The organism is Ruegeria sp. AG1, assembly GCF_056541705.1.
Map to the genome: position 1 here is coordinate 117529 of NZ_JBQFYU010000005.1, position 23500 is coordinate 141028.

The following is a 23500-nucleotide window of genomic DNA, read 5'->3' on the forward strand; positions in this document are numbered from 1 at the left end:
GGCAAGTGTCTCCGCGCCTTGGATTTAAAGTCCCGAGCCTCATATGCGAGGGGGACACCAAGAGCAAGGGGCGCTGCATAACAGATATTGCGTCAAGGGGCCGCTTTACTTTCCGAAAACGCAATGTCAGCCTAGCGCTAAAGCAATTCCAAGAGGTTATTCATGCTTCGTTTCGCAACCGTCCTTGCCGTGATCGCATCCCCAGCCCTGTCCCAGCAGGCCAGCGTGGCTGGCACCGATGGACAGAACGCGCTGGGTACGGTTCCCTGCGCCGGTAGAGCCGGTGATCCGCTGCAAAGCTGCAACGCCGAGCTGCGCCGCCGTGATGATGGCACCGCAACATTGGCCGTGATGTTGCCCGGTGGTGATGTTCGCAGAATTTACTTCACCGATGGCATTCCGGATTCCAGCAGCTCGCCCTCACCGATCAACCATGAAGTTCGGGGCGACATCATGGTGATTTTCATCGAACCCGGCGAAGTGTATGAACTGCCCAAGGCCGCGCTGAACACTCAGTAGGCGTGAGGCTTCCCGTCGTAGGTTTCGAAACAACCTGTGCTGTCCAGCGACAGCGCATCGAAACGCTCCATCAGGCCAGCGACGGCCTGATCCACATGGATGTCCGCCGCTGCGCCACCCATGTCGGTCTTCACCCAACCGGGGTGATAAATGCCCACTGCAATCCCATCCGCCTTTAAGTCGGCCGCCAGATTACGCCCCAGATTCAAGGCCGCCGCCTTGGAGGCGCGGTAGATGTAGCTGCCGCCCGGCGCGCGGGTGTGCGAGGCCATCTGAGACGACATGATCGCAATCCGTCCGCCAGCCGCGCGCAGATGGGGCAGCAATGACTGCACAGTCAAGAAAACGCCAGTGACATTGGCCGCAAAACTCTGCGCCCACATCTCGGCGGGGTAGTCATCAATGCTGTGACTTTTGTCCAGATAAACGCCCGCATTGCAAATCAACAGGTCGACCGGCTGCCCTTTTAGCTGGTCCGCCATCGCCGCTTGCTGCGCCGGATCGGCTACGTCCAACTGAACCTCGGCGCTGCCATCACGCGCAGTTCCCGTGACGCCATGACCCTGCGCGCGATATCGCTCCGCCAGAGCCCATCCAATTCCCCGATTGGCTCCGGTAATCACGATATGCATGGGTCAGTTTGTCTTTCTGCTGGGAATAAAGGGAAGTGGCGCAACCGGTACCCCGTCTTCGATCAGGGATTTCGCCTCATCCGGTTTCACCTCGCCGTAGATCGAGCGCTCGGGTGCCTCGCCCAGATGCATCTTGCGCGCCTCCGAGGCGAAGTCATGGCCCACATAGTCCGAGTTTTCTTCGACCTTGCGGCGTAGTTCGGCCAAGACACGTTCAACTTCAGTGGGGGTGCTGGTTACGTTGATATCATCCGATGACGGTTTTGGCATTTGCGCGGTCTTCTGGGCATCCCGCGCAGGCCGGACACGCGGAGTCATGATCGCCTTTTCAACATGCGCACATCCACATACCGCGCATGTCACCATGCCCGAGGCTGCCAGCTTGTCGTAGGCTTCAGCAGATTGGAACCAGCTGTCGAAACTATGGCCCTTGCTGCACTTCAACGCGTATTGAATCATGGTCCTTCCAAAATGTCGGTTGGCGAATAGATACCGACCGAAACTCCAATATCAAGTCTCTCAGTATTAAGTTTAGTGTATCCGGGGCGCGAATTTGCGCAAAATAGCGGCAAGATCGGGCGAGTTGACTTTCGATGCGGCCTTTTGAAGCGTACTCCATTTGCGTTTCCGCTGCCCTGTCTCGGGAAACTGATTCTGAACCTGATCCACATGCAGCGGGTAAACATCCACCACGCAAAGAACCGGTCCACGCTTGGCGCAGGTTTTGGCCATCGAGAACTGGCCAAGCTTAACCGGCACACATGTGCCAATCACGCCCGCCTCTTCCCAGGCCTCCTGAGCGGCAGTTTCCGAGGCGCTTAACCCATCAATCAGCCACCCTTTCGGGATGATCCAGCGCTGCGCCTTGCGGGAGGTGATCAAAAGAACCTCAGGATGACCCCGCGACAGCCGATAGCACAATGCAGCTGCCTGAGGCAGGACCGGCACCTGCCCCATATTGAGGTCTAGACTGGACGCCCGAGAAACTTTCATCGCGCCGCACTCACTTTCGCATCAGATCAGTGCCTGTATACCGCGTCTTCCGTTAAGCTTTTGTATCGCGGCCTGTTAAACTTAGTATACCACATGATGCGACAGCGACCAAATTTAACCGCTACATACGCGCGCTGAGCCTGCGAACCAGAACATCGTGCGAGATATCCGCGTCCATCGCCAACCGGCGCAAACCAAAGTGAACATGGGCGATCTGCTGGTAGTAGCGGGTATAGATGTAATTCGTCCCACCACCCGCAAGCGCCCCCAGAACTGGTACGGATTGCGCTGCCAATTTCTGACCCAACACAACCGAGAGCTTCGGAGCCACCGCTGCAATCAGTTTCTTCATCGCGGGGCCTGTCAGCGTCAGACGCACGGAAAAGAACCCTAGATCCGCTCCGTCATCGTGTGACAAGGGACCCGCAGCCGCCAACACCCGAACACAGTCGAATTTCACGTTTTCTTCAGCCGGATCAAAGCCTTCGCGCGCTGCCGCCCCCTGGATTGAGCGCAATAGCATCGCCGTGGTCGCTGGCAGCTCAACCAAAGCGGTAGACAGGCCACCCAATCCGCCCGCAGCGCCCATCGCCGTTGTCACGGCAGTGTTCACCCAAGGCGCCTGATCTGGCACGACCTGACGCGATCCTTGTGCCGCCTGCATCGCCATCCAAAGGGCTTGCTCGGTCGCTCCGGTCAAGCCGTCGCGCAGGGGTTCGGGCAGTTGTTCCAGCAACGACTCCGCGGACCCGCCCAAAGCGTTGAGCAGTTTGACACCCGCCCCACCGGCCGAGCGGTAGTGTTTCGCCAAGCGATCCAATTCCGCATCCGCGTCAACATTGTCGATCAGTACAACATCCTGCATCCGAACCCTCCGTTCCTTGAAAGATCGGTACTTCGGCGCGGTGTTTCAATAGCTCAGCGCGTCCAGCGGGTTACGGCTCCGGCAATATTGTCCCATTTTCCGGGGTTCAGGGCCATGCCCAAAACACGGTCGGGGTTGGTCGGCGGAGGCATCTCAACCTCCGTCAACGGCGTGAAACCGAACCGGGCATAATATGGCGCGTCGCCGACCAGCATGACGCGATCCCACCCCTTGTCCCGTCCTGTTTCAACACCGGAGTGGATAAGGTAACCGCCAAGCCCCTCGCCTTGATGCGTTGGATGAACCGCGACAGGTCCCAACAGCAAGGCGTCATGATCGCCAACGTGGATCGGCCAGAACCGGATCGCTCCGGCCAGTATTCCCTGCCCGTCACGCGCAACCAAAGACAAACCCGCCACCGGAGGTACATCATCGCGCAAACGGTAAGAGGAAAGCGCCTCACGCCCCGGCGCAAAGCACAGATCATAGAGGGCTTCGACCTCCCACCAATCCTGCGGCTCTTCCGGCCTGATCGCGAAGTGCTGCACGCCTGCCCTCTTTTCCTAGCTGGCAATCGCCCTAGCACTTCGTTACGCCTTGGGCAAACGCTTGGAGACCATATGTTCTATCGCCCCGAAGACGGCCACGGCCTGCCTCACAACCCGTTCAACGCCATCATCACCCCGCGCCCCATCGGATGGATTTCGTCGCGCGACGCAAATGGGATCAACAACCTGGCCCCCTACTCATTCTTCAACGGGGTTGCCTACACCCCGCCACAAGTGATGTTTGCCACAACAGGAACCAAGCACGATCAGGACGGCGGCAAGGATAGCATCGCCAATATTGAGGCAACGGGCGTATTCTGCGTGAACATCGTAGCCTTTGCCCACCGGGATGCGATGAACGCCAGTTCTGCCGGACTGCCAAAGGAAACCGACGAATTTGCCCATGCAGGCCTGACGGCGGTCGAGTGCGAAACCATCGCCTGCTCACGCGTAGCAGATGCGCCCGCTGCGCTGGAATGCAAGCTGACCGAGATCACGACTCTACCCGGTGAGGCGAACCGCGTTGTCTTTGGCGAAGTGACCGGGGTCCATCTGCGTGACGATTGCCTGAAGGATGGCAAATTCGACGTGACAACCTTCCAGCCTTTGGCGCGGCTTGGCTACCGAGACTATGCCGTCGTCACCGAGTTGTTTTCACTGAACAGGCCTGATGATTGAGGCCTGCCCCCAAGGGGCGCTGCCCCCGCCGCCCTGCGGGGCGACTCCCCCGAGATATTTCTAGCCAGATGAAACAGAGGGATCCTTCATTCATCTGGCCAACAAATATCTCGGAGCGCGAGGCAGAGCCTCGCAAATTACTCAGTGGCCGCCCAGGATGCCGGTACGGACCGAGTAGTCCACGGCCAAGCCGTAATCCGGGTCATCGTCGCTATCGACCATCAAGTGGCCTGCTTTGTTCAGCAGCTTGTGGCAGTCGTGGCTAAGATGCCGCAGCATCACACGCTTGCCTGCGGCCTCGTATTTTGCAGCGACGTTTTCGATGGCCTGCAGGGCGGATTGATCGACCACGCGGCTTTCGGCGAAATCCACAATGACCACGTCGGGATCGTTCGGAACGTTGAACAGTTCGACAAATCCGTCCGACGAGCCAAAGAACAACGGCCCCTGAATTTCATAGACTTTCGCGCCCTTTTCCGTCTCAGAGTCGCGGGTGACAGCATGGATACGCTTGGCATTATTCCATGCATAGGCCAGGGCCGAAACGATCACGCCGACGACAACCGCAACCGCAAGGTCTTCCATCACCGTAACTACAGTCACCAGAACAATCACGAAGGCGTCCATCAAAGGCACCTTGCGCATGATCTTGAATGAGTTCCAGGCGAAGGTCCCGATCACCACCATGAACATTACACCAACCAGCGCAGCCAGCGGGATTTGCTCGATCAGCGGCGAGGCGAACAAGATGAAGATCAGAAGGAACAGAGCAGCCGCGATACCTGCGATCCGGGTACGACCGCCAGATTTCACGTTGATCATCGACTGGCCGATCATGGCGCAGCCACCCATGCCTCCGAAGAAGCCGGTGGCGACGTTCGCGACACCCTGCGCGATGCATTCCTGCGAGGCTCCGCCGCGTTTGTTGGTGATCTCACCCACAAGGTTCAGAGTCAGCAGGGACTCAATCAGGCCAATGGCGGCCAGAATGACCGCGTAGGGCAAGATGATCTCAAGCGTTTCGAAGTTCAGCGGTACCATCGGGATGTGGAAGGCAGGCAAGCCGCCCTCGATCGAGGCCAGATCACCGACGCGTGGCACGTCCAGACCAAAGCCAATCACAAGCGCTGCAACGACTAGGATACCCGCCAGAGGGGCCGGAATAATACGCGTGATCCGCGGCATGACCCAAATCACCGCCATTGTCAGCGCGACGAGGCCCAACATGGTATAAAGCTGCATGCCCGAAAGCCACTCGCCCCCGCTCATCCCGTGGCCGGTGTTTTCCATGGTTCCGGGGACCTTAAACTGGCCCATCTGCGCCAGAAAGATCACAATCGCCAGACCGTTCACAAACCCCAACATCACCGGATGCGGCACAAGGCGAATGAAACGCCCCCAATGCATCGCGCCGGCAATCACTTGCAGAATGCCCATCAAAACCACGGTTGCAAACAAGTACTCGACCCCGTGCTGCGCGACCAACGCCACCATCACGACCGCCAAAGCCCCCGTCGCTCCCGAAATCATGCCGGGGCGGCCTCCGATCAGCGCGGTAATCAGGCCAACCATGAAGGCCGCGTAGAGACCCACAAGAGGATGCACGCCCGCGACAAAGGCAAAGGCCACAGCTTCGGGCACCAGCGCCAGGGCAACGGTCAGGCCCGACAGCAGCTCAATCCGCAGGCGCGACACGGTCAGGCCCTCATCTGGCACCCAACGGAGATCGGGCTTGGCAATACGGTTGGCAAAGCTTGCCAGCATGGCTCGGGGCATGGGACGGTCCTATGGGTCTTTATGTTCGCGCGAAAGGGGGCCTTTTACCTGTCAAAGCACCCAAGAGATACCGCGCCCAACGGGACCCTGATATGCGTCCATCGCATAGCTTTACAGAGCGGCTCGCAGCGAAAAGGTGCAAATGGCTGAGACCACTTGCCAATTTCGTCTGTGACCCGCAGAGTTTTCCCGCATGGATTGAGCAGCGGAGACCCAACGTGACCCAAACAAAAATCGCCGTCATCGGCGGATCAGGCATTTACGACATCGACGGGCTGGAAAATGCGGAGTGGGTTCGGGTCGATACGCCATGGGGGGCGCCCTCCGATGAGGTTTTGACCGGCTCATTGGAAGGGGTCGATATGGTGTTCCTGCCGCGCCATGGGCGTGGACACATCCATTCACCAACCGAAGTGCCTTATCGCGCCAATATCGACGCGTTAAAGAGGCTGGGTGTGACGGATGTGATCTCGGTCTCGGCCTGCGGATCTTTCCGAGAGCATATGGCGCCCGGTGATTTCGTAATCGTGGATCAGTTCATCGATCGGACCTTTGCACGTGAGAAAAGCTTTTTCGGAACCGGCTGCGTCGCCCATGTCAGCGTGGCGCATCCGACCTGCCCGCGCTTGTCGAATGCCTGCGAAGAAGCCGGAATAGCTGCTGGCATCACCGTGCATCACGGCGGCACCTATCTGGCGATGGAGGGGCCGCAGTTTTCGACTCTGGCCGAGTCCAAGAATTACCGCGAACAGTGGGGCTGCGATGTGATCGGCATGACCAATATGCCCGAGGCAAAACTCGCCCGCGAGGCCGAGCTTTGCTATGCCTCGGTCGCGATGGTCACTGACTATGACAGCTGGCACCCCGATCATGGCGAGGTAGACGTGACCTCGATCATCGCAACCCTCACCGGGAATGCAGAAAAGGGCCGGGCCTTGGTAAAAGGACTACCGGCCTTGCTGGGCCCAATCCGGACGCCCTGCCCGCATGGGTGTGACCGGGCCCTGGACCACGCGATCCTCACGGCCCCGGAAGATCGCGACCTGACCGTGCTGGCAAAGCTGGACGCGGTGGCTGGCAGGGTTTTGTAGTCTTACAATGGGGGCAGATTGTCCTGCGCGGTCTGCCACAAGCCATGCGACCAGAGATCGTTGTGGGTGCCGCCCTCAATCATGAACAACTGCGCTTCGCTACCTTCGGCAAGCCCTGTTCCGTGATGCGGCGGGACCACGATGTCCTCGGTGCCGTGGAAGATCAGCGTCGGCACCTCGATCTGGTCGATAATGTCGCGTGTGGCGAACTTGTCGTGCATGAGAAGTGAGACGGGCAGCCAAGGGTAGCGCTCGGCCGCGACATCAACGGTTGCGGTAAAGGGTGCTTCCAAGACCAGCAGTTCCGCATCGGGGCGCTGCGCAGCAACAGCGGCCGCGACGCCGGTTCCAAGGCTCTGACCGTGGAGCACAACTGATTGGCCCTGTACGATTAACTGGTCATAAAGGGCCAAACCGTCAGCGACGAAAGCGGCTTCGGACGGAGTGCCATCGCTGCCGGGGAACCCTCGATAACTTGGCGCGAGCAGACCGAAGCCGCTGTTCAGGATTTCGCGCAGCCGGTCGGCGCGGTCCCCAAGATTGCCGCTTTGCCCGTGGAAAAACAGAACGGTCGGCGCACCCTCAGCCACTGCAGGCGCGAACCAAACCGTCAGGTCGGTGCCATCCGACATGGGCAGCGACAGGACCTCGACATCCGCCAAGCCGACCGCGCTGGGTTCAGGCAACACGCCGGATGGTTTGAACAGCAGATCGCGCTGTTTCACATACATATAAACCACGGCCAACACATAGAGCGCCGCAATCACCGCAATCAGGACAAACGCGCCTTTTCTCAGCCGCGCTGCGTGGTCGTGCGTCAGGTTCTGAGTCTGCTCCATCGGGGCCTCCATTCATCCGTCTTATCAGTCTGGGCATCGTTGCGTGGGATTCAAGAGAGATGTACCAGGCTTAATCCGGCCTTTAGAATTACTGGGCGAGGCTGAAACCGCTTGACGCCTGCCCCGTGGGAGGGCTTGCTGCGAGGCGAACAGGAACAGGATGACCCATGTCTTTAGAACTCTGGCTGGCTTTCGTGGCCGCATCGACCGCGTTGCTGCTGATCCCTGGACCGACCGTGCTGCTGGTTCTCAGCTATGCGCTATCAAAAGGGCGCAGCGTGGCGGTTGCCTCGGCCACCGGAGTCGCCGTTGGTGATCTTGTCGCGATGACAGCTTCTCTATTAGGGCTGGGCGCGTTGGTTTTGGCGTCCGCCGCGTTGTTTTCTGTGTTGAAGTGGATCGGGGCCGCATATCTGGTCTGGCTGGGCATCAAACTGTTGCGCAGCGCGCCATCGGGCGGGCTGGACCCACTTGAAACAGGGCGAGACGTCACCGCACGTGGAGTTTTCGGGCATGCGGCGGCGGTTACAGCCCTGAACCCGAAATCAATCGCCTTTTTCATCGCCTTCGTCCCGCAGTTCCTGCGCCCAGCCGAACCCTTGGGCCCTCAATTCGCGATTGTGATTGCGACCTTCGTAGGTCTCGCGTGGCTGAACGCGCTGGCCTATGCGCTTTTGGCGGATCGACTGCGGCTCATGATCGGGCGCGCGGGTGTGATCAATGCGATGACCCGGTTCGGAGGTCTGGCTCTGATCGGTATGGGCGTTGCGACGGCTGTTCTGCGGCGACCCGCCTAATCGTCTGCGTGTTCTTTCATGAACCCGCGGATAAAGCGGCGGATTTCGCGTGCAGCTGACGTGTCTAGCTCTTTGCACAATTCGACAAAGGCATCACGTTCGTCCTTGTCTAGACGCAACACCAACTGACTGTTTTTCTTGGTAGAACCCTTACCGTCTTTCTTCGCCACGCGCCTAAATCCCGCAAACTACTTGATTCTCTCCGCGATGCAATGTATATACATAGCATATAGGATGTAGATATCGGGCACCTAACAACAAAAAAAGGATTTTGGCAATGAACCTTCATGCGGCTCAGGCATTTCTTTTGAGAGACCAGCGCAATTGGCGCAAACCTCACCTGTCGTGGCTGCCCGCTACGCTGTACCGGTATTATGGGCTATCAAAGGCCGTCCCGAACCGGCGCAGATAGGCGCTGGCGGCAATCTCTCCTTGCAAGGTTGACCCCAATGGGCCAAACACCCCGGCGTGTTCTGATGCCAAAGGGGTGCCTAATGTCCAGAAACAACTCGATCAAGGATTACATCCGAACCATCGTCGATTTCCCTCATGAAGGGATCATGTTTCGCGACGTCACCACCCTGTTTGCCGATCCGCGCGGATTTCGCATGGCCATCGATCAGATGCTGCACCCCTATGCGGGCGAGCGGATCGACAAGGTCGTCGGGCTTGAGGCGCGCGGTTTTATTCTGGGCGGCGCAATTGCACACCAGTTGAGCGTCGGTTTCGTTCCCATCCGCAAAAAGGGCAAGCTGCCCGGCACCACGATCAGCCAAGACTACAAGTTGGAATATGGCGAGGCGATCGTCGAGATCCATGATGACGCCATCCAAGCAGGCGAGAAGGTCTTGGTCGTCGATGATCTGCTGGCAACCGGCGGCACCGCTGGCGCTGGCATCAAACTGATCGAACGGTTGGGGGGCGAGATCATCTCTTGCGCGTTTATTGTGGATCTGCCTGAGCTGGGCGGGCGCAAAGTGCTTGAGGATATGGGCATGGATGTTCATGTCCTATGTGAATTCGAAGGTCTGTGAGCCGAAAAAACTCACATATTATTGTATTGAAATTTGAAACAGCGTTGGCTTAGCGCTGTTTCGCGACGGTTCAAGGCAATTCTTTGCGCAAAACGCGTGATCCGTATGCGCAGATCGCCGTATCCCGATTGATGCTGCTTGAAGCATTTCTAATTTGGGAGACCACAAAATGTTCCGCAAACTCGCAGTCGCTAGCGTCGCAACGATCCTGTTGGGCACATCCGCAATGGCAGACGGTCATGGCAAAGACATCGTCGATACCGCCGTCTCAGCCGGTAGCTTCGAAACCCTCGTCGCCGCCGTTCAGGCCGCCGAGCTGGTAGACACGCTGAAAGGTGAAGGCCCATTCACCGTGTTCGCACCGACGGATGAAGCATTCGCAGCCCTGCCCGAAGGGACAGTGGCCGACCTGCTGAAGCCGGAAAACAAAGACCAGTTGGTTGCCGTACTGACCTACCATGTGGTGCCGGGCAAAGTGATGTCGGGCGATCTGTCCGACGACATGACCGCGGCCACGGTACAGGGCGGCGATATCACGATTGATCTGGATTCGGGCGTGATGGTGAATGACGCCAACGTCGTTCAGGCTGATATCGAGACATCAAACGGCGTGATCCACGTGATCGACAAGGTCATTCTGCCCGCGTCATAAAGCAATCAGACACGGTCCGGACCGTTCGGGCCGTGTCTACGCCTTCAGGATCGCTCCGGGATTCATAATCCCTTTTGGGTCCAAGGCAGCCTTGATCCCTCGCATCGCCTGAAGTTTGACGGGATCGCCATAGCGCTCCAAGTCCTCGACCTTCAACCGTCCCACCCCGTGTTCCGCGCTGACCGAGCCGTCAAACGCGTGAACAAGATCGTGAACCGCGTTCTTCACCGCTTTGCGGTGGCCATCAAAGGCATCGCGGCTCTGACCCTTGGGCGGGAAGACGTTGTAGTGCAGGTTGCCATCGCCCAAATGCCCGAAACAGTTGATACGGAACGGGCCCAGGGCGCCGATCACCTCGGCACCTTGCCGAATGAATTCGGGGATGGTCGAGATCGGGACCGATATATCATGGCTCGAGACGGACCCGACCAGGCGGTTGGCCTCAGGGATACGCTCACGCACGGCCCAAAGCGCGCGGCGCTGCGCCTCGCTCTGGGCAATCACGCCATCTTGGACAAGGCCCCGAGGCTCCGCACTGGCGAAAATCGCCTCCAAACGCTCAGACGCGGTCTGTCCGGCCGCCAATCCAAGTTCAATCAGCACGCTCCATTCGGGCGGCGTATCGAATGGCTGGCGCACATCGGGCAGCACCTCGGTCAGGAAATCCAACCCTTGCCGGTGGATCAGTTCAAACGAACTGACCGTCTCGCCCACCAAATCGCGCGCAAGGGCCAGCAGGTCGATCGCGGCCTCGGGCGAGGCCACTTGAAACATCGCTGTCCCTACCTCAGTCGGACGTGGAAACAGCTTAAGGGAGGCGGCGGTTATGATCCCCAGCGTCCCCTCGGACCCGATCAACAGATTGCGTAGATCATAGCCCGTGTTGTCTTTTCTCAACCGGCTCAGCCCATGCCAGATTTCACCGCAGGGCAACACCGCCTCTAGCCCCAGACACAGATCACGTGCATTACCATATCGCAGCACGTTGACGCCCCCGGCGTTGGTCGCAAGGTTGCCGCCGATCCGACACGAACCCTGCGCGGCCAGAGACAGGGGAAACAGCCTGTCCGCCGCCTCTGCTGCGGCCTGAACGTCCTCTAGAACGGCCCCAGCCTCGGCAATCAGGACGTTTTCGGTGGGATAAACCGCACGAATGGCGGTCATACGCTCCAGTGAGATCAACAAAGGTGCCGGACCAGAGTTCATGACCTGACCGCCGACCAAGCCCGTGCCGCCGCCATAGGGCACAACCGGCACGCACGCACCCGAGGCAAGCCGTACCAGCGCCGCCACGTCCTGCACGTTGCGCGGCAGGGCCAACAGCCCAATTTCGCCTGCAAAACGGTTGCGCGGCTCTTCCAGGTAACGTTCAGAAACCGGACGCAACACATCATCGCCCAATTCAGCGCGAATGGCGTCAGCCAGCTTGGCATCTGCGGGGTTCAAATCCATACGCCTTCCTTGCCCAACATGCGCGCGACCGGCAAGCCCTATTCCAGATCGATCAGGTATTGCGGCTCTAGCACGACAACTGTGGGCCGGTCCGGCAAACTGCGCAGCGAGACGGTCAGCTCAGACAAACCTTCGCGCACGACCGGGAAGTCATTACGAATATCAACGAGAAAGCGATCCAGCGAGAAACCGGAGAACCAATGCATTGGAATAATTACCGAGCTTTTCAACCGTTTGAGGACCGAGATCATCTCGGGCAGAGGCATGGTCGTCCCGCCATCCACGGCCGCCATCACAACATCCAACCGCCCCAGCGCGGCAAACTGCTCATCCGAAGGCACGTGATGCAAGTGTCCCAAATGACCGATGCACAGCCCTTCGACCTCGAACACGAAAATCGAGTTCCCCTTCTCCTCGACCCCACCATAGGACGACCGGATATCGGTCGAGACATTGCGAACCATCATCTCGCCCAGATCCAGATGATGGTCGATCCCCTGCCCGAACTCACCCCACCCCGGCAGCACATGGGGAATGGCAGGGTCCGGATGCGCCGTCCAATGGGTGCTGTGTGCATGGTTCATCGTCACGACATCGGGGATCAGATCGGCGCTGCCGATGAACCCGGTGAAATCCGTGACCGCGTTCAACCCACCCGCAGTCTGGATCAGAAAGGAGGCATGCGCGACATAACTGATCCGCACCGAAAACTCCGGCACCGGATCCTGCCACGCGGCTTTGTGCAGATATTCAATCCCAGGTGCTGCATCGGCGATGGCGATGCAGTGGCTCGGCCGCCGCTCCTGCGCCGCAGCCGCACCCGAGAGAAATATCAATACAGCCACAATCCAGCGCATAGGAGTAGTGTAGCGCATCCCTCCGCCAAGTCATGCCCCTTGTTCATCTGGCCAAAAATATCCCGGGGGAGGCGCGGCTTGCCGCGGCGGGGCAGAGCCCCCTAACCTGCGTCCGTCCTGCCCCGCCGATCCGACCTCAAACTGGCGTAAAGAACATGCGTCCGCCACCGCCCGTTGATCTGCAGATATGACTGCGCCACGCCCTCGTATTTGAAACCCGAGCTTTCAAGCAGCCCGCGAGAGGGTTTGTTTTCAGGCAAGCAGGCCGCCTCAATCCGGCTCAGGTCAAGACGGGTGAAGGCGTGGTGAACGACCGCTCCGATGGCCTCGCGCATGTAGCCGTTACGCGCAAAGCTCTGCCCGGTCCAATAGCCAAGCGTTCCAGCCTGCGCAGGGCCGCGGCGGATGTTGTCTAGCGTGATCGCCCCCACAAGTACGTCATCCGAACGGCGGAACAGAAACAACGGTATCGCGGTTCCGCTGGCCACCGAGCGCTGCGCCCAATAGACCCGGTTGGTGAAAGACTTGCGGCTTAAATGGTCCTGCGCCCAGATCGGCTCCCAAGGGGTCAAATACTCCTCTGAGGCGCGGCGCAGAGCGGCCCATTCGTTGAAGTCGGAATGCACAGGCGGGCGCAGCCTTAGCCGCGCAGTTTCAAGTTTCAGCTTGCGCCTGCCTAAAAGCATCACGCCGCACGCCTCTCCTGCAATTCTGCCAAGGATGGCGCGCCTGAGACCGGACCGTATAGCGCCAAGGCCGCCGGAGCCTGAACAGCCATACGTTCGGCGAAGGCCCGGACATCCTCGGTACTGACGGCATCAATCTTTGCGACGGTATCTTCCAACGAAGGCACCCGCCCCCAGATCTGCACCAGACGCGCCAGACGCTCCGCCCGGTTCGAGGGGCTTTCAAGACCCATCAGCATCCCGGCTTTCATCTGCGCGCGGGCACGAGCGACCTCTTCTTCGCTCATGTCTTCGGCGGCGCGCTTCATCTCGTCTATCGTGATGGTTGCCAGCTCTGCGACCTGATCGGCAGACGTTCCCGCGTAAATCGTGGTCGTCCCAGTATCCGCATAAGCCCCGGTCTGTGCAAAGATCGTGTAGCAGAGCCCGCGCGACTCACGCACTTCCTGGAACAGGCGTGAGGACATGCCGCCGCCCAACGCCGTCGAATAGATCTGAGCGGTATAGATCCCATCGTCGCGATAGCCGGGGCTTTCCAGCGCCAGAGCAAAATGAGCCTGCTCCAGATCCTTTTCTTGCCGGGCTTCACCACCGGTGAACCGAGCGGCCTCGGGGATCAGACCTTTGCGCGGTTGCAGATGACCGAACATCTCTTCGGCCATTTTCATCAGTGCGTCATGATCTACGGCGCCCGCCGCAGACAGGATCATTTGTTCGGGGCCATAATGCTCGGCTACGAAGCCGGAAAGATCCTCTCGCGAGAAGGAACTCACCCGCTCGGTCGGCCCAAGAATGGTGCGGCCGAGTGGCTGATCGTGATAGCTTTGTTCCTGCAGCCAATCGAAAATCACATCGTCGGGCGTATCGTAAGCCTGCCCGATTTCCTGCAGGATCACGCCACGTTCAACCTCAATCTCGCGCGGATCAAAAACCGGGTTCAGAACGATGTCACCGATAACGTCCATCGCCAGCGCCACGTCATCCTTCAGAACACGGGCGTAGTAGGCCGTCACCTCGCGCGAGGTATAGGCGTTGATGTACCCACCTACATCCTCGATCGCCTCGGCGATTTGCAGCGAAGAACGCCGCTCGGTTCCCTTGAACGCCATATGCTCAAGGAAATGCGCAATCCCGTTCTGTTCGATCCGCTCATGCCGCCCGCCGGCGGTCACCCAGATGCCGATGGCTGCCGATTGCAGCCCCGGCATATGTTCACTGACGATACGAAAGCCGTTCTTCAGCTGGTCTTGTCTGACTGTCACTCAGCGATATGCCTTCTGATATGATCCTCGAGGGCACCCAGATCATTGGCAATCCGCGTCACCCGTTCCGGACGTTCATACAGATCAGACATGCGGGATGGAAGAGGCGGATGTTCCCCGCTCGCCTTCTCGACCGCCGCCGGGAATTTCGCTGGGTGCGCGGTGGCCAGAGTGATCATCGGCACATCTGCTGCGCGGTGGTCCTCAGCCACTTTGATGCCGATGGCCGAATGCGGGCAGACCAGCTCGGCACTATGGGCCAGAGTGTGTTTGATCGTCTCAAGCGTCTCATCCTCGGAGACGCGGCCCGAATCAAAGCTCTCGCACAGGGCCTCCATCGCGCCTTGGCTAACGTTGAAGCCACCGGATTTCAGCTCATCCATCAACTGAGCGACCGCGCTGCCATCCTCGCCATAGGCATAGTACAAGGCGCGTTCGAAGTTTGAGCTGACCTGAATATCCATCGACGGGCTGATCGAGGGGATAGTCTCGCCTTTGAAATAGCCCTCACCCGATAAACAGCGGTGCAGAATGTCGTTCTGGTTGGTCGCCGCGACCAGACGGTCGATGGGCAGGCCCATACGTTTGGCCAGATAGCCAGCGAAGATGTCCCCAAAATTGCCTGTTGGCACGGTGAAGCTGACCTTGCGATGCGGCGCGCCAAGGCTGACAGCGGCCGAGAAGTAGTAGACGATCTGCGCCAGAACGCGGGCAAAGTTGATCGAGTTCACGCCCGCCAGTTTGACCTCATCCCGGAAATCGAAATCGTTGAACATATCCTTCAACGCGGCCTGACAATCGTCAAAATCACCATCCACCGCCAGAGCATGCACATTGCTGTCCGCAGGGGTCGTCATCTGACGGCGTTGCACCTCAGACACCCGTCCGTGCGGATAGAGGATGAACACATCCACCGCATCCAGCCCCCGAAACGCCTCAATAGCTGCCGAGCCGGTATCGCCACTGGTCGCGCCAACGATGGTCACGCGGTCATTGCGGCGCTTCAGGGCCACCTGGAACAGCTGACCGATCAGCTGCATGGCGAAGTCCTTGAAGGCCAGAGTGGGCCCGTGGAACAGCTCCAACAAGAAGTGGTTTTCGTTCAACTGCTTTATCGGCGCGCGGGCGTCGTGGCCGAAGCCTTCATAGGCGCGGGCGATGATCTGTTTGAACTCATCCTCTGCGAAGGAACCGCTGACATAGGGCCACATCACGCGGAACGCGATCTCCTCGTAGGAAAGGCCGGGCATGGCGGCGATCTCATCATGGCTGAGCGTTGGGATTTCGGCGGGTAGGTACAAGCCACCGTCACGGGCCAGTCCAGTCAGCATCGCCTCTTCAAAGCTCAGTTCAGGCGCTTGGCCACGGGTCGAGATGTATTTCATTGCGGGTCACTCTCAGAAGGGGCGCGATTGCGCCACAGGAAGTATCCGGTCATCGCGGCCCAGACGAGGGCCAGTCCAAACCATGTGATTGCATATTGCAGGTGATCATTGGGAATCCCGGCCGTGTCGACAGGCAGTGGGGTTACGCCTGGATCGGTCCGAGATCGGGCGATCAGCAGAATCGGCTCAGCCCCCAGAGCGGCAGCCAGATTGGGCACGTCGCGGGCAAACCAGATGTTGCTGTCTATATCGGCATCGGGCGTGTAGCTGTCGATCTCATCGGGCCAATGCAGGTTGCCTGTCACCTCCATCGGACCGGTCAAACGATCGGTCTGCTTGGCCGTGGTTGGCACAAACCCCCGGTCCACCAGAATGGTACGATCCTCGGTGCTGAACGACTGGATGATACGATATCCGGCCCCGACCTGCTTGACCGAGACCAGAACGTGGATCTCGCCTGGCTCCATATCACCAGAGATCGTCACAGGCAGATATTTGTCCTCATCCTCTGACACCTGTTGCGGCAGAGGAACCGGTTCAGCCGCGATGCGGCTGTCAATCTCGGACAGAATCTCTTGTTTCCACGCCAGACGCTGGACCTGCCAAGTACCAAGCCACAGCAAGACGCCCAAACCGGCGAGACTGAAGATCAGCAGAAACAGAGTGCGGCGCATGGAAGGACTATCGCTCGTTGCAGGAACCGGCGTCTTGTTAAGGGGGGCAGGCACGAGAATGCAACCACGCAATTGTATGGGGCGCAATCTTGCCCTCGAAAATGCGAAAAAGCCGCCCCGAAGAGCGGCTTTTGCAGTTCAAAAACAGTGTCGCTTAGAACAGCGGCGCCTGTCCCCAGATGTAGACTGCGAAGAACAGGAACAGCCAGACCACGTCAACGAAGTGCCAGTACCAGGCTGCGGCCTCGAAACCGACGTGCTTCTCGGGGGTGAAGTCCCCTTTCAGCGCACGGATCAGGCAGACTGTCAGGAAAATCGTACCGATGACCACATGGAAGCCGTGGAAACCGGTTGCCATGAAGAAGTTCGAGTAAAACTGGTCACCGCCAAACTGCCAGTCCTCATGAGCCAGCAGTTCGTAATATTCAAACGCCTGAAGCGCCGTGAACAGGATACCCAGCACGATACCGATGGCCAGACCGTTGATCAGCGCCTTGCGGTCATTGTCGTGGACCAGAGCGTGGTGCGCCCATGTAATGGCACAGCCCGACAGCAGCAGGACCAGCGTGTTGATCAGCGGCAGGTGGAACGGGTCAACCGCGTGGATATCCGGCTGGATATATTCGGTGCCAGCATAGTCGTACATCGGGTACATGCGATGTTTGAAGAACGACCAGAACCAGGCGAAGAAGAACATCACCTCGGACATCACGAACAGGATGAAGCCATAGCGCAGACCGATGCGCACAACCGGCGTGTGGTCGCCTTGGCGGCTTTCCACCACAACTTCGGACCACCAGGCGAACATGGTGTACAGCACGGCAACGAGACCGGCCCAGAAGAGCCACGGGGTCACACCGTGCATCCAAAGGACGGCTCCGAACAGCATCACAAAGCCACCGACAGCGCCGATCAGCGGCCAGATCGACGGGGCCAGAATGTGATAATCATGGTTTTTTGCGTGTGCCATCAGCGTCCCTCACCTAAAGGCGTTAGTTCGTGTTTGTGTCTTCCTGCGTTTCAAGGGCGGCATAGCCCTCGGGCAGGTCAATTTCGTAGAATGTATACGACAGAGTAATCGTATGCACATATTTCGCTTCAAGGTCTTCGACCATTTCCGGGTCAACAAAGAAGCTGACCGGCATCTCTACCCGCTCACCGGGTTGCAGAACCTGCTCTTCAAAGCAGAAACAGGCGATCTTCTGGAAATACCCACCTGCCGAATACGGCGCGACGTTGTAGGACGCCTGTCCGGCAATCGGGCGATCAGTCGGGTTGTAGGCCTCATAGAAGGCCAGCCCGGTTTCACCGATGCGCACCTCCATCTCACGCTCGACGGGCTTGAACTCCCACGCCATGTCCTTGGCTTTGGATGCGTCGAAACGGACCGTCACTTTGCGGTCGAGGATATCATCAGGCGCGGCTTCGGCGACGCCGGTGGTGCCTCCGAATCCGGTAACACGGCAGAACCAGTCGTAAAACGGCACAGCCGCCCAGGCGAGGCTGCCCATCAGGACAACCACACCCACGGTTTGCACAACAGTTTTCTGAGGACCGGACAGAGCCATCAGTTTTGCACCTCCTGCACGGGTTGCCCCAGGCTGGTGCCCGAGACCTTGACGATTGTGAGGCCGAAGATGATCACGATGAAGGCCGCAAGTGTCAGGCCAACACCCAGATTTCGGCTGAAACGACGTTGGTGGATTTCGTGGCTTTTGCGCAGGCTCATCACCAGCCCCCCATGCCGTAGGGTTTCAGCAGCGCCTCAACCAGAATCGCGCCAAAATGCAGGAACAGGTACAGCAGAGACAGTTTGAAAAAGCTCCGCTCGACCTTGAAATTGTCTGCTTCCGCGTCGTCTTCGATGCGGCGTGAGATCTGCCATGCGCCGCGCAGGAACAGGGCGTTCAGCACCAGGGCAACCGCCAGATAAATCGGTCCACCGATGTCTGAGAACGCGGTGCCAACGGCCAGAAAAGCCAGAAGGCCGGTGTAAACGAGAATATGCTTACGGGTCGCGCGACGACCATGGGTCACGGTCAACATGGGCACGCCCGCATCGTCATAGTCCGAGCGCATGAAAAGCGCCAGCGCCCAAAAATGCGGAGGCGTCCACATGAAGGTCAGAGCGAACATCAACCATGGCTCAAGCGTCATCGATCCGGTTGCGGCAACCCAGCCGATCACCGGAGGGAACGCCCCTGCCGCGCCACCAATCACGATGTTCTGCGGCGTCGAGCGCTTCAGCCACATCGTGTAGACCACAACGTAGAAGAAAATGGTGAAACCCAGAAACGCGCCGGCGAACCAGTTGGTCGCAAGGCCCAGCATGATCACCGACAGGCCGGACAGCGCCAAACCCAGCGACAGCGCCTCGCCTTCCTGTACCTTACCGGCGGGAATCGGACGGCCTTTGGTCCGCTTCATCACCCGGTCGATATCCGCATCCCACCACATGTTCAGTGCACCAGACGCGCCGCCACCGATGGCGATAAACAGGATGGCGCAGAAACCCACGAAAGGATGCACCGACGCCGGAGCCGCCAGCAAGCCGACCAGAGCCGTAAACACGACCAGAGACATCACACGCGGCTTCAGCAGGGCGAAATAATCGCCAAAGCTGGCCTCATCCGCGTATGCCTTGGCGGTCGATGTGCTGGCATTGATGCTTGCGTCAGTCATCTCGGGTCCTTTTGGGGCGAAAGCTGCGCGGTTTAGCGCGCAGCCAACGAGTATTCTAAGGCGCGAACGCCCAGTCTACGCTCAGTTCGAGGCCACCTGGAAGTTCTGCGGCGTGCCCGCATATTCTTCGATCGCGCCATTCAGCCACTGTTCATAGGCCTCTTCGCTGACCACTTTGACGGTGATCGGCATATACGCGTGGTCCTTGCCGCAAAGCTCGGAACACTGGCCGAAATAGACGCCCTCTTTGTCAGCTTCAAACCACAGTTCGGCCAGACGACCGGGAACGCCGTCCTGCTTCACTCCGAAGGACGGGATCGTCCACGAGTGGATCACGTCAGATGCGGTAACCTGCATCACGATGACCTTGCCGACCGGAACCACAACGGCGGTATCGGTGGCCAGCAGCCATTCATCGTCGCTGTAGCCCGCATCAGCCAGTTTGGCGCGCATAGCGTCATCCAGAACGAAGGGGGTTACGTCCGCATCTGCAGGGCGTGCGCCCTCATCCAGCGTGGCGGGGTGGCCAAGCAGGTAGCTGTCGAATGCGAAATCGTGATCAACATATTCGTAGGTCCAATACCACTGGTTGCCGACCACTTTGATAACCACGTCACCTTCGGGGATTTCCTGCTGCTTGAACAGAACCGGCAGAGAGAAGGCGCCGATGAACACCAGAATCAGGATCGGACCTAAAGTCCAGGCGATCTCAACCGGGGTATAGTGCGAGAACCGCGCCGGTGTCGGGTTGGCGCGCTGATTGTAGCGCACGATGCAGTAAACCAGCAGCGCAGCAACAAACAGGCAGATCACGGTGATAATCACCAGAATCATCGCGTCCAGCCTGTGAATCCCGTCTGCAAGGCTGGTCGCTGCGGGTTGAAAGCCCATTCCACCGTCAACCGGCTTGCCAATTATCTCAAGCTCCTGAGCCATGGCGGGAAGGCTGGAGAGGGCCGTAGCAAGCCCGGAAAGCATCAAAGCATTCTTCATGTCTTGTCCTGATCGTTTGATCTTTGCGTCTCTGGCGAAAAGGTATGAATCGGTGAAACCACACCCGTTGTCTTTGGCCGCGTTAAAAACCATATTCCTGCGGGTAGATAAAGCAAAATGCTTGCGTCAAACAGACGCTATTTTTGATCTGGATCAAACCGGAAAGGTCACAACCCATGACTCAGGCCCCGTTTCGCCCTTTTGAAAGCGCTCTCCCGCATGATGAAGCGCTCTCCATTTTGCAATCGGCGACCGCCGGGGCCGAGGACGGAGAATTGTTTGTCGAACGGCGGAAATCTGAGTCTCTGGTCTTTGACGATGGTCGGTTGAAGACCGCCTCCTACGATGCGTCCGAGGGATTCGGGCTGCGGGCCGTTCAGGGCGAAGTAGCAGGCTATGCACATTCGACAGACGTTTCGATTCCCGCGTTGAAACGCGCGTCCGAGACCGCTCGGCTGGCCGTTGGCGACGGAGGGGGCACCTTGGCCGAGGCCCCTATGGCAACAAACAAACGCCTCTATACCGATGAAGATCCCATCGAAACCGCCAGCTTTCCGGTCAAAGTCGAGACCCTGCGCGAGATCGACGCCTTCGCTCGCGATCTGGACCCCCGCGTCGTGCAAGTCAGCGCCACGATCGCCGCCGCGGTGCAAGAGGTCGAGATCCTGCGCCCCGACGGCGTGCTGGTGCGCGACGTGCGCCCGATGACCCGGGTAAATGTCTCAGTCATTGTCGAGCAGAATGGCCGCCGTGAAAGCGGCTCGGCTGGTGGCGGTGGCCGTGTAGGGCTGAGTGGGCTGATCGACCCTGCCGACTGGCAGAGCAAGGCGCGTGAGGCCCTGCGGATCGCACTGGTCAACCTCGAAGCTGTCCCCGCCCCGGCCGGAGTGATGGAAGTCGCCTTAGGCCCCGGCTGGCCCGGTATCCTGCTGCACGAAGCCATCGGGCACGGGCTGGAAGGGGATTTCAATCGCAAGGGCAGCTCGGCCTTTGCAGGTCTGATGGGGCAGCAGATTGCCTCCAAGGGCGTGACCGTAGTGGATGATGGCACGATTGCTGATCGGCGCGGCTCGATCACAGTGGATGACGAGGGAACGCCAAGCTCTCGGACTGTGCTGATCGAGGACGGTATCCTGACTGGGTACATGCAAGACCGCCAGAACGCGCGCCTGATGGGCGTCGCGCCTACCGGCAATGGACGGCGCCAGAGCTACGCGCATAAACCGATGCCGCGCATGACCAATACGGTGATGCTGGGCGGCGATTCCGACCCGGCCGCTCTGGTTGCTGATATCAAGGACGGGATCTGGGCCGTGGGTTTCGGTGGCGGTCAGGTCGACATCACCAACGGCAAATTCGTCTTTTCCTGTACCGAGGCCTACCGGGTCGAAAACGGCAAGATCGGCGCTCCGGTCAAAGGCGCGACGCTGATCGGGGATGGACCCTCTGCGCTGAACCGCATCCGTGGGTTGGGCAACGACATGGCGCTGGATCCGGGAATGGGAACTTGCGGCAAGGATGGTCAATGGGTGCCGGTAGGCGTCGGCCAGCCAACGGTTCTGATGGACGGACTGACCGTTGGAGGTTCCGCCGCCTGAGTCGGAATCACCTGAGTTAAGAAAGGCGCAGGGTTAACGCTGCGCCTTTTCGCCAGAGGGGTGGAGGTCAATTGGAATTTCGATCTCCGCATTCGGGAGATTTTTTTATCATTATTATTCAATAATTTAGAAACGTCACCTAAAGATTTCATCAGGAAAATTGCATCTAATTTTCGACGATTTACAGGCTGTTAACCCCGACACCCGTAAACCAGTTCTGCAATTAGGCGGAGCATCGGATGACCGAAGATCAGCATTCTTCCAATCACCCCCCACTCCCACCCACCACGGAAGAGGATCGGTTTTCGTGGCTCCGCCTATTGCGCTCACGCAAGGTTGGTCCGGCGACGTTTCGTCGGCTGTTAAGCGAACATGGCTCAGCGCAGAACGCGCTGACCGCGCTGCCTGAAATAGCACGCGCTGCCGGAATAAACGGGTATGAAATCTGCCCTCCCGGCGTGATTGAGGCGGAACTCAAGGCCGCACAAGCCGCCAAAGCGCGGCTTGTGTGCATTGGGTCCGCTGATTTTCCAAAAGCTTTCCAGGATGTATCTGACGCGCCGCCGCTTCTATGGGCTGTTGGCGATCTTACGATGCTGCAGAAACCCGCAATCGCAATGGTGGGCGCGCGCAATTGTTCCTCGCTCGGCGCGCGTATGGCCCGTGGTCTGGCGAAAGAACTCGGGGATCTCGGCCATGTCATTGTCTCCGGTCTTGCCCGAGGGATCGACACTTCGGCCCATCTGGCGTCGCTGGACACCGGCACAATCGCCGTGATGGCCGGAGGGGTCGATGTTATCTACCCGGCCGAGAACACAGAGCTGGCGCATAAGATCGGTGAGGCCGGCCTGCGTCTGTCGGAGCAGCCTATGGGGATGACACCACAAGCCCGCCACTTTCCGCGCCGCAACCGGATCATTTCAGGATTGGCGCAAGCGGTCGTGGTGGTTGAGGCCGCGGCTAAGTCAGGCAGCCTGATCACTGCAAAGGACGCGCTGGATCAGGGGCGCGAGGTTCTCGCCGTACCCGGTCATCCGTTCGATGCACGAGCCTCTGGATGCAATTTGTTGATTCGGGACGGCGCGACCTTGATCCGGTCTGCGGAAGATGTGATCGAAGCCCTGCCCAAGGGGGAAGACCTCTTCCAAACGCGTAGTGAGCCCCCTGCTCCGCTCACATCGGCACCCGCTGTAGCGCTGCACGATCAAATCCTGCAACGACTCGGCCCATCGCCTATCGCCGAAGACCAACTGCTGCGCGATATCGCCGCTTCGGCCGGTGATCTTGGTCCCGCTTTGGTAGATCTGGAACTTGAAGGCCGAATCCAGCGCCAACCGGGTGGGCTTTTGTCGCTCGCAAGCTGAAGCCACGCGGCACCCTGTAAGGCTTCGCCTGCCCCAAAGGCCTATAGGACGCTGAAATATTGGGGTTTTTCACACTGCAAAAGGAACGCATTGACATTCCGGCCTTGCCCCACACATTTTGCA

27 protein-coding genes are annotated in these 23500 nt (G+C 59.0%); 8 read left to right on the forward strand and 19 right to left on the reverse strand.

Features of this window, described 5'->3' with window-relative positions:
• Positions 1-162: 162 nt before the first annotated feature.
• Positions 163-519: a hypothetical protein gene (locus tag ACR0B5_RS08885; RefSeq protein ID WP_170377907.1), complete on the forward strand. Its 357-nt coding sequence runs from the start codon at positions 163-165 to the stop codon at positions 517-519.
• Here the strand turns inward: ACR0B5_RS08885 and ACR0B5_RS08890 are convergent.
• The 5 genes from ACR0B5_RS08890 to ACR0B5_RS08910 all read right to left on the reverse strand — a co-directional run bounded on the left by ACR0B5_RS08890 (position 513) and on the right by ACR0B5_RS08910 (position 3557).
• A complete protein-coding gene (locus ACR0B5_RS08890; RefSeq protein ID WP_170639340.1) occupies positions 513-1151 on the reverse strand; it encodes an SDR family NAD(P)-dependent oxidoreductase in 639 nt (212 codons plus the stop codon). The two genes, ACR0B5_RS08885 and ACR0B5_RS08890, sit on opposite strands and share 7 nt — an antisense overlap.
• 3 nt (positions 1152-1154) lie before the next feature.
• Positions 1155-1610 carry a DUF1178 family protein gene (locus tag ACR0B5_RS08895; protein WP_170471911.1) on the reverse strand — a complete coding sequence of 152 codons (456 nt, stop codon included), beginning with the start codon at positions 1608-1610 and terminating at the stop codon, positions 1155-1157.
• 72 nt (positions 1611-1682) lie between these two features.
• On the reverse strand, positions 1683-2144 hold the full coding sequence (locus ACR0B5_RS08900; protein ID WP_480540013.1) for an NUDIX hydrolase: 462 nt from the start codon (positions 2142-2144) through the stop codon (positions 1683-1685).
• A 121-nt stretch (positions 2145-2265) separates the two neighbouring features.
• Positions 2266-3009 carry an EcsC family protein gene (locus tag ACR0B5_RS08905; RefSeq protein WP_480540015.1) on the reverse strand — a complete coding sequence of 248 codons (744 nt, stop codon included), beginning with the start codon at positions 3007-3009 and terminating at the stop codon, positions 2266-2268.
• Between the two features lie 53 nt (positions 3010-3062).
• Positions 3063-3557 (reverse strand): GNAT family N-acetyltransferase, encoded by a 495-nt coding sequence (locus ACR0B5_RS08910; RefSeq protein ID WP_480540017.1) that lies wholly within the window; start codon positions 3555-3557, stop codon positions 3063-3065.
• A 72-nt stretch (positions 3558-3629) separates the two neighbouring features.
• Between ACR0B5_RS08910 and ACR0B5_RS08915 the strand changes: the two genes are divergently transcribed.
• On the forward strand, positions 3630-4235 hold the full coding sequence (locus ACR0B5_RS08915) for a flavin reductase family protein (RefSeq protein ID WP_170377900.1): 606 nt from the start codon (positions 3630-3632) through the stop codon (positions 4233-4235).
• Between the two features lie 141 nt (positions 4236-4376).
• On the opposite strand, the gene ACR0B5_RS08920 is transcribed toward ACR0B5_RS08915, so the two are convergent.
• Positions 4377-6011, reverse strand: a complete 1635-nt coding sequence (locus ACR0B5_RS08920) for a SulP family inorganic anion transporter (RefSeq protein ID WP_480540019.1) — start codon at positions 6009-6011, stop codon at positions 4377-4379.
• A 218-nt stretch (positions 6012-6229) separates the two neighbouring features.
• On the opposite strand from ACR0B5_RS08920, the gene ACR0B5_RS08925 reads away from it, so the two are divergent.
• Positions 6230-7102, forward strand: coding sequence for an S-methyl-5'-thioadenosine phosphorylase (locus ACR0B5_RS08925; RefSeq protein ID WP_480540021.1), 873 nt, complete (start codon positions 6230-6232; stop codon positions 7100-7102).
• Between the two features lie 2 nt (positions 7103-7104).
• Here the strand turns inward: ACR0B5_RS08925 and ACR0B5_RS08930 are convergent, their stop codons facing one another.
• Positions 7105-7941: an alpha/beta hydrolase gene (locus tag ACR0B5_RS08930; protein WP_480540023.1), complete on the reverse strand. Its 837-nt coding sequence runs from the start codon at positions 7939-7941 to the stop codon at positions 7105-7107.
• A gap of 167 nt (positions 7942-8108) precedes the next feature.
• Here ACR0B5_RS08930 and ACR0B5_RS08935 point away from each other — a divergent pair, with 167 nt between their 5' ends.
• Positions 8109-8738, forward strand: coding sequence for a LysE family translocator (locus ACR0B5_RS08935; protein WP_480540025.1), 630 nt, complete (start codon positions 8109-8111; stop codon positions 8736-8738).
• Here ACR0B5_RS08935 and ACR0B5_RS08940 read toward each other — a convergent pair.
• Entirely contained in the window at positions 8735-8908 is a 174-nt protein-coding gene (locus ACR0B5_RS08940) for a hypothetical protein (RefSeq protein ID WP_170377890.1), read from the reverse strand. The two genes, ACR0B5_RS08935 and ACR0B5_RS08940, sit on opposite strands and share 4 nt — an antisense overlap.
• A 324-nt stretch (positions 8909-9232) precedes the next feature.
• Between ACR0B5_RS08940 and ACR0B5_RS08945 the strand changes: the two genes are divergently transcribed.
• Positions 9233-9772 (forward strand): adenine phosphoribosyltransferase, encoded by a 540-nt coding sequence (locus tag ACR0B5_RS08945; RefSeq protein ID WP_480540027.1) that lies wholly within the window; start codon positions 9233-9235, stop codon positions 9770-9772.
• Positions 9773-9941: 169 nt separating this feature from the next.
• Positions 9942-10424 (forward strand): fasciclin domain-containing protein, encoded by a 483-nt coding sequence (locus tag ACR0B5_RS08950; RefSeq protein WP_170377886.1) that lies wholly within the window; start codon positions 9942-9944, stop codon positions 10422-10424.
• A 36-nt stretch (positions 10425-10460) separates the two neighbouring features.
• Here ACR0B5_RS08950 and ACR0B5_RS08955 read toward each other — a convergent pair whose 3' ends face one another.
• From ACR0B5_RS08955 to coxB, 11 genes are all read right to left on the reverse strand, one after another.
• Positions 10461-11876 carry an FAD-binding oxidoreductase gene (locus ACR0B5_RS08955; RefSeq protein WP_480540029.1) on the reverse strand — a complete coding sequence of 472 codons (1416 nt, stop codon included), beginning with the start codon at positions 11874-11876 and terminating at the stop codon, positions 10461-10463.
• Between the two features lie 38 nt (positions 11877-11914).
• Complete coding sequence (locus tag ACR0B5_RS08960) at positions 11915-12751, reverse strand: MBL fold metallo-hydrolase (protein ID WP_480540031.1); 837 nt, start codon at positions 12749-12751, stop codon at positions 11915-11917.
• 83 nt (positions 12752-12834) lie between these two features.
• Positions 12835-13419, reverse strand: a complete 585-nt coding sequence (locus ACR0B5_RS08965) for a GNAT family N-acetyltransferase (protein WP_170378135.1) — start codon at positions 13417-13419, stop codon at positions 12835-12837.
• Positions 13419-14681, reverse strand: a complete 1263-nt coding sequence (locus ACR0B5_RS08970) for a M16 family metallopeptidase (RefSeq protein ID WP_480540033.1) — start codon at positions 14679-14681, stop codon at positions 13419-13421. The genes ACR0B5_RS08965 and ACR0B5_RS08970 overlap by 1 nt, the downstream gene beginning before the upstream one ends.
• On the reverse strand, positions 14678-16066 hold the full coding sequence (gene thrC / locus ACR0B5_RS08975; protein ID WP_480540034.1) for a threonine synthase: 1389 nt from the start codon (positions 16064-16066) through the stop codon (positions 14678-14680). Before thrC ends, ACR0B5_RS08970 begins: the two co-directional genes overlap by 4 nt.
• The gene (locus ACR0B5_RS08980; protein WP_480540036.1) at positions 16063-16740 is read right to left on the reverse strand and encodes an SURF1 family protein; all 678 of its coding nucleotides are present in this window, start codon (positions 16738-16740) and stop codon (positions 16063-16065) included. Before ACR0B5_RS08980 ends, thrC begins: the two co-directional genes overlap by 4 nt.
• A gap of 154 nt (positions 16741-16894) precedes the next feature.
• A complete protein-coding gene (locus ACR0B5_RS08985; protein WP_170377876.1) occupies positions 16895-17710 on the reverse strand; it encodes a cytochrome c oxidase subunit 3 in 816 nt (271 codons plus the stop codon).
• 22 nt (positions 17711-17732) lie between these two features.
• Entirely contained in the window at positions 17733-18308 is a 576-nt protein-coding gene (locus ACR0B5_RS08990) for a cytochrome c oxidase assembly protein (RefSeq protein ID WP_170377874.1), read from the reverse strand.
• Entirely contained in the window at positions 18308-18469 is a 162-nt protein-coding gene (locus tag ACR0B5_RS08995; protein WP_170462197.1) for a hypothetical protein, read from the reverse strand. The genes ACR0B5_RS08990 and ACR0B5_RS08995 overlap by 1 nt, the downstream gene beginning before the upstream one ends.
• Positions 18469-19422 (reverse strand): heme o synthase, encoded by a 954-nt coding sequence (gene cyoE, locus ACR0B5_RS09000; RefSeq protein WP_480540038.1) that lies wholly within the window; start codon positions 19420-19422, stop codon positions 18469-18471. Before cyoE ends, ACR0B5_RS08995 begins: the two co-directional genes overlap by 1 nt.
• An 81-nt stretch (positions 19423-19503) precedes the next feature.
• The gene (gene coxB, locus ACR0B5_RS09005; protein ID WP_170471948.1) at positions 19504-20415 is read right to left on the reverse strand and encodes a cytochrome c oxidase subunit II; all 912 of its coding nucleotides are present in this window, start codon (positions 20413-20415) and stop codon (positions 19504-19506) included.
• Positions 20416-20591: 176 nt separating this feature from the next.
• Between coxB and tldD the strand changes: the two genes are divergently transcribed.
• Together tldD and dprA are read left to right on the forward strand one after the other, a co-directional pair.
• The gene (gene tldD / locus ACR0B5_RS09010; protein ID WP_480540041.1) at positions 20592-22013 is read left to right on the forward strand and encodes a metalloprotease TldD; all 1422 of its coding nucleotides are present in this window, start codon (positions 20592-20594) and stop codon (positions 22011-22013) included.
• 239 nt (positions 22014-22252) lie between these two features.
• Positions 22253-23377: a DNA-processing protein DprA gene (dprA, locus tag ACR0B5_RS09015; protein ID WP_480540042.1), complete on the forward strand. Its 1125-nt coding sequence runs from the start codon at positions 22253-22255 to the stop codon at positions 23375-23377.
• The last annotated feature ends 123 nt before the right edge of the window (positions 23378-23500 follow it).

Excerpts from the sequence above, each read along its gene's own strand:
- ACR0B5_RS08885 (WP_170377907.1), top strand. The coding sequence starts at position 163 with ATGCTTCGTTTCGCAACCGTCCTTGCCGTGATCGCATCCCCAGCCCTG.
- ACR0B5_RS08890 (WP_170639340.1), bottom strand. The coding sequence starts at position 1,151 with ATGCATATCGTGATTACCGGAGCCAATCGGGGAATTGGATGGGCTCTG.
- ACR0B5_RS08895 (WP_170471911.1), bottom strand. The coding sequence starts at position 1,610 with ATGATTCAATACGCGTTGAAGTGCAGCAAGGGCCATAGTTTCGACAGC.
- ACR0B5_RS08900 (WP_480540013.1), bottom strand. The coding sequence starts at position 2,144 with ATGAAAGTTTCTCGGGCGTCCAGTCTAGACCTCAATATGGGGCAGGTG.
- ACR0B5_RS08905 (WP_480540015.1), bottom strand. The coding sequence starts at position 3,009 with ATGCAGGATGTTGTACTGATCGACAATGTTGACGCGGATGCGGAATTG.
- ACR0B5_RS08915 (WP_170377900.1), top strand. The coding sequence starts at position 3,630 with ATGTTCTATCGCCCCGAAGACGGCCACGGCCTGCCTCACAACCCGTTC.
- ACR0B5_RS08920 (WP_480540019.1), bottom strand. The coding sequence starts at position 6,011 with ATGCCCCGAGCCATGCTGGCAAGCTTTGCCAACCGTATTGCCAAGCCC.
- ACR0B5_RS08930 (WP_480540023.1), bottom strand. The coding sequence starts at position 7,941 with ATGGAGCAGACTCAGAACCTGACGCACGACCACGCAGCGCGGCTGAGA.
- ACR0B5_RS08935 (WP_480540025.1), top strand. The coding sequence starts at position 8,109 with ATGTCTTTAGAACTCTGGCTGGCTTTCGTGGCCGCATCGACCGCGTTG.
- ACR0B5_RS08945 (WP_480540027.1), top strand. The coding sequence starts at position 9,233 with ATGTCCAGAAACAACTCGATCAAGGATTACATCCGAACCATCGTCGAT.
- ACR0B5_RS08950 (WP_170377886.1), top strand. The coding sequence starts at position 9,942 with ATGTTCCGCAAACTCGCAGTCGCTAGCGTCGCAACGATCCTGTTGGGC.
- ACR0B5_RS08955 (WP_480540029.1), bottom strand. The coding sequence starts at position 11,876 with ATGGATTTGAACCCCGCAGATGCCAAGCTGGCTGACGCCATTCGCGCT.
- ACR0B5_RS08960 (WP_480540031.1), bottom strand. The coding sequence starts at position 12,751 with ATGCGCTACACTACTCCTATGCGCTGGATTGTGGCTGTATTGATATTT.
- ACR0B5_RS08965 (WP_170378135.1), bottom strand. The coding sequence starts at position 13,419 with ATGCTTTTAGGCAGGCGCAAGCTGAAACTTGAAACTGCGCGGCTAAGG.
- thrC (WP_480540034.1), bottom strand. The coding sequence starts at position 16,066 with ATGAAATACATCTCGACCCGTGGCCAAGCGCCTGAACTGAGCTTTGAA.
- ACR0B5_RS08980 (WP_480540036.1), bottom strand. The coding sequence starts at position 16,740 with ATGCGCCGCACTCTGTTTCTGCTGATCTTCAGTCTCGCCGGTTTGGGC.
- ACR0B5_RS08985 (WP_170377876.1), bottom strand. The coding sequence starts at position 17,710 with ATGGCACACGCAAAAAACCATGATTATCACATTCTGGCCCCGTCGATC.
- ACR0B5_RS08990 (WP_170377874.1), bottom strand. The coding sequence starts at position 18,308 with ATGGCTCTGTCCGGTCCTCAGAAAACTGTTGTGCAAACCGTGGGTGTG.
- ACR0B5_RS08995 (WP_170462197.1), bottom strand. The coding sequence starts at position 18,469 with ATGAGCCTGCGCAAAAGCCACGAAATCCACCAACGTCGTTTCAGCCGA.
- cyoE (WP_480540038.1), bottom strand. The coding sequence starts at position 19,422 with ATGACTGACGCAAGCATCAATGCCAGCACATCGACCGCCAAGGCATAC.
- coxB (WP_170471948.1), bottom strand. The coding sequence starts at position 20,415 with ATGAAGAATGCTTTGATGCTTTCCGGGCTTGCTACGGCCCTCTCCAGC.
- tldD (WP_480540041.1), top strand. The coding sequence starts at position 20,592 with ATGACTCAGGCCCCGTTTCGCCCTTTTGAAAGCGCTCTCCCGCATGAT.
- dprA (WP_480540042.1), top strand. The coding sequence starts at position 22,253 with ATGACCGAAGATCAGCATTCTTCCAATCACCCCCCACTCCCACCCACC.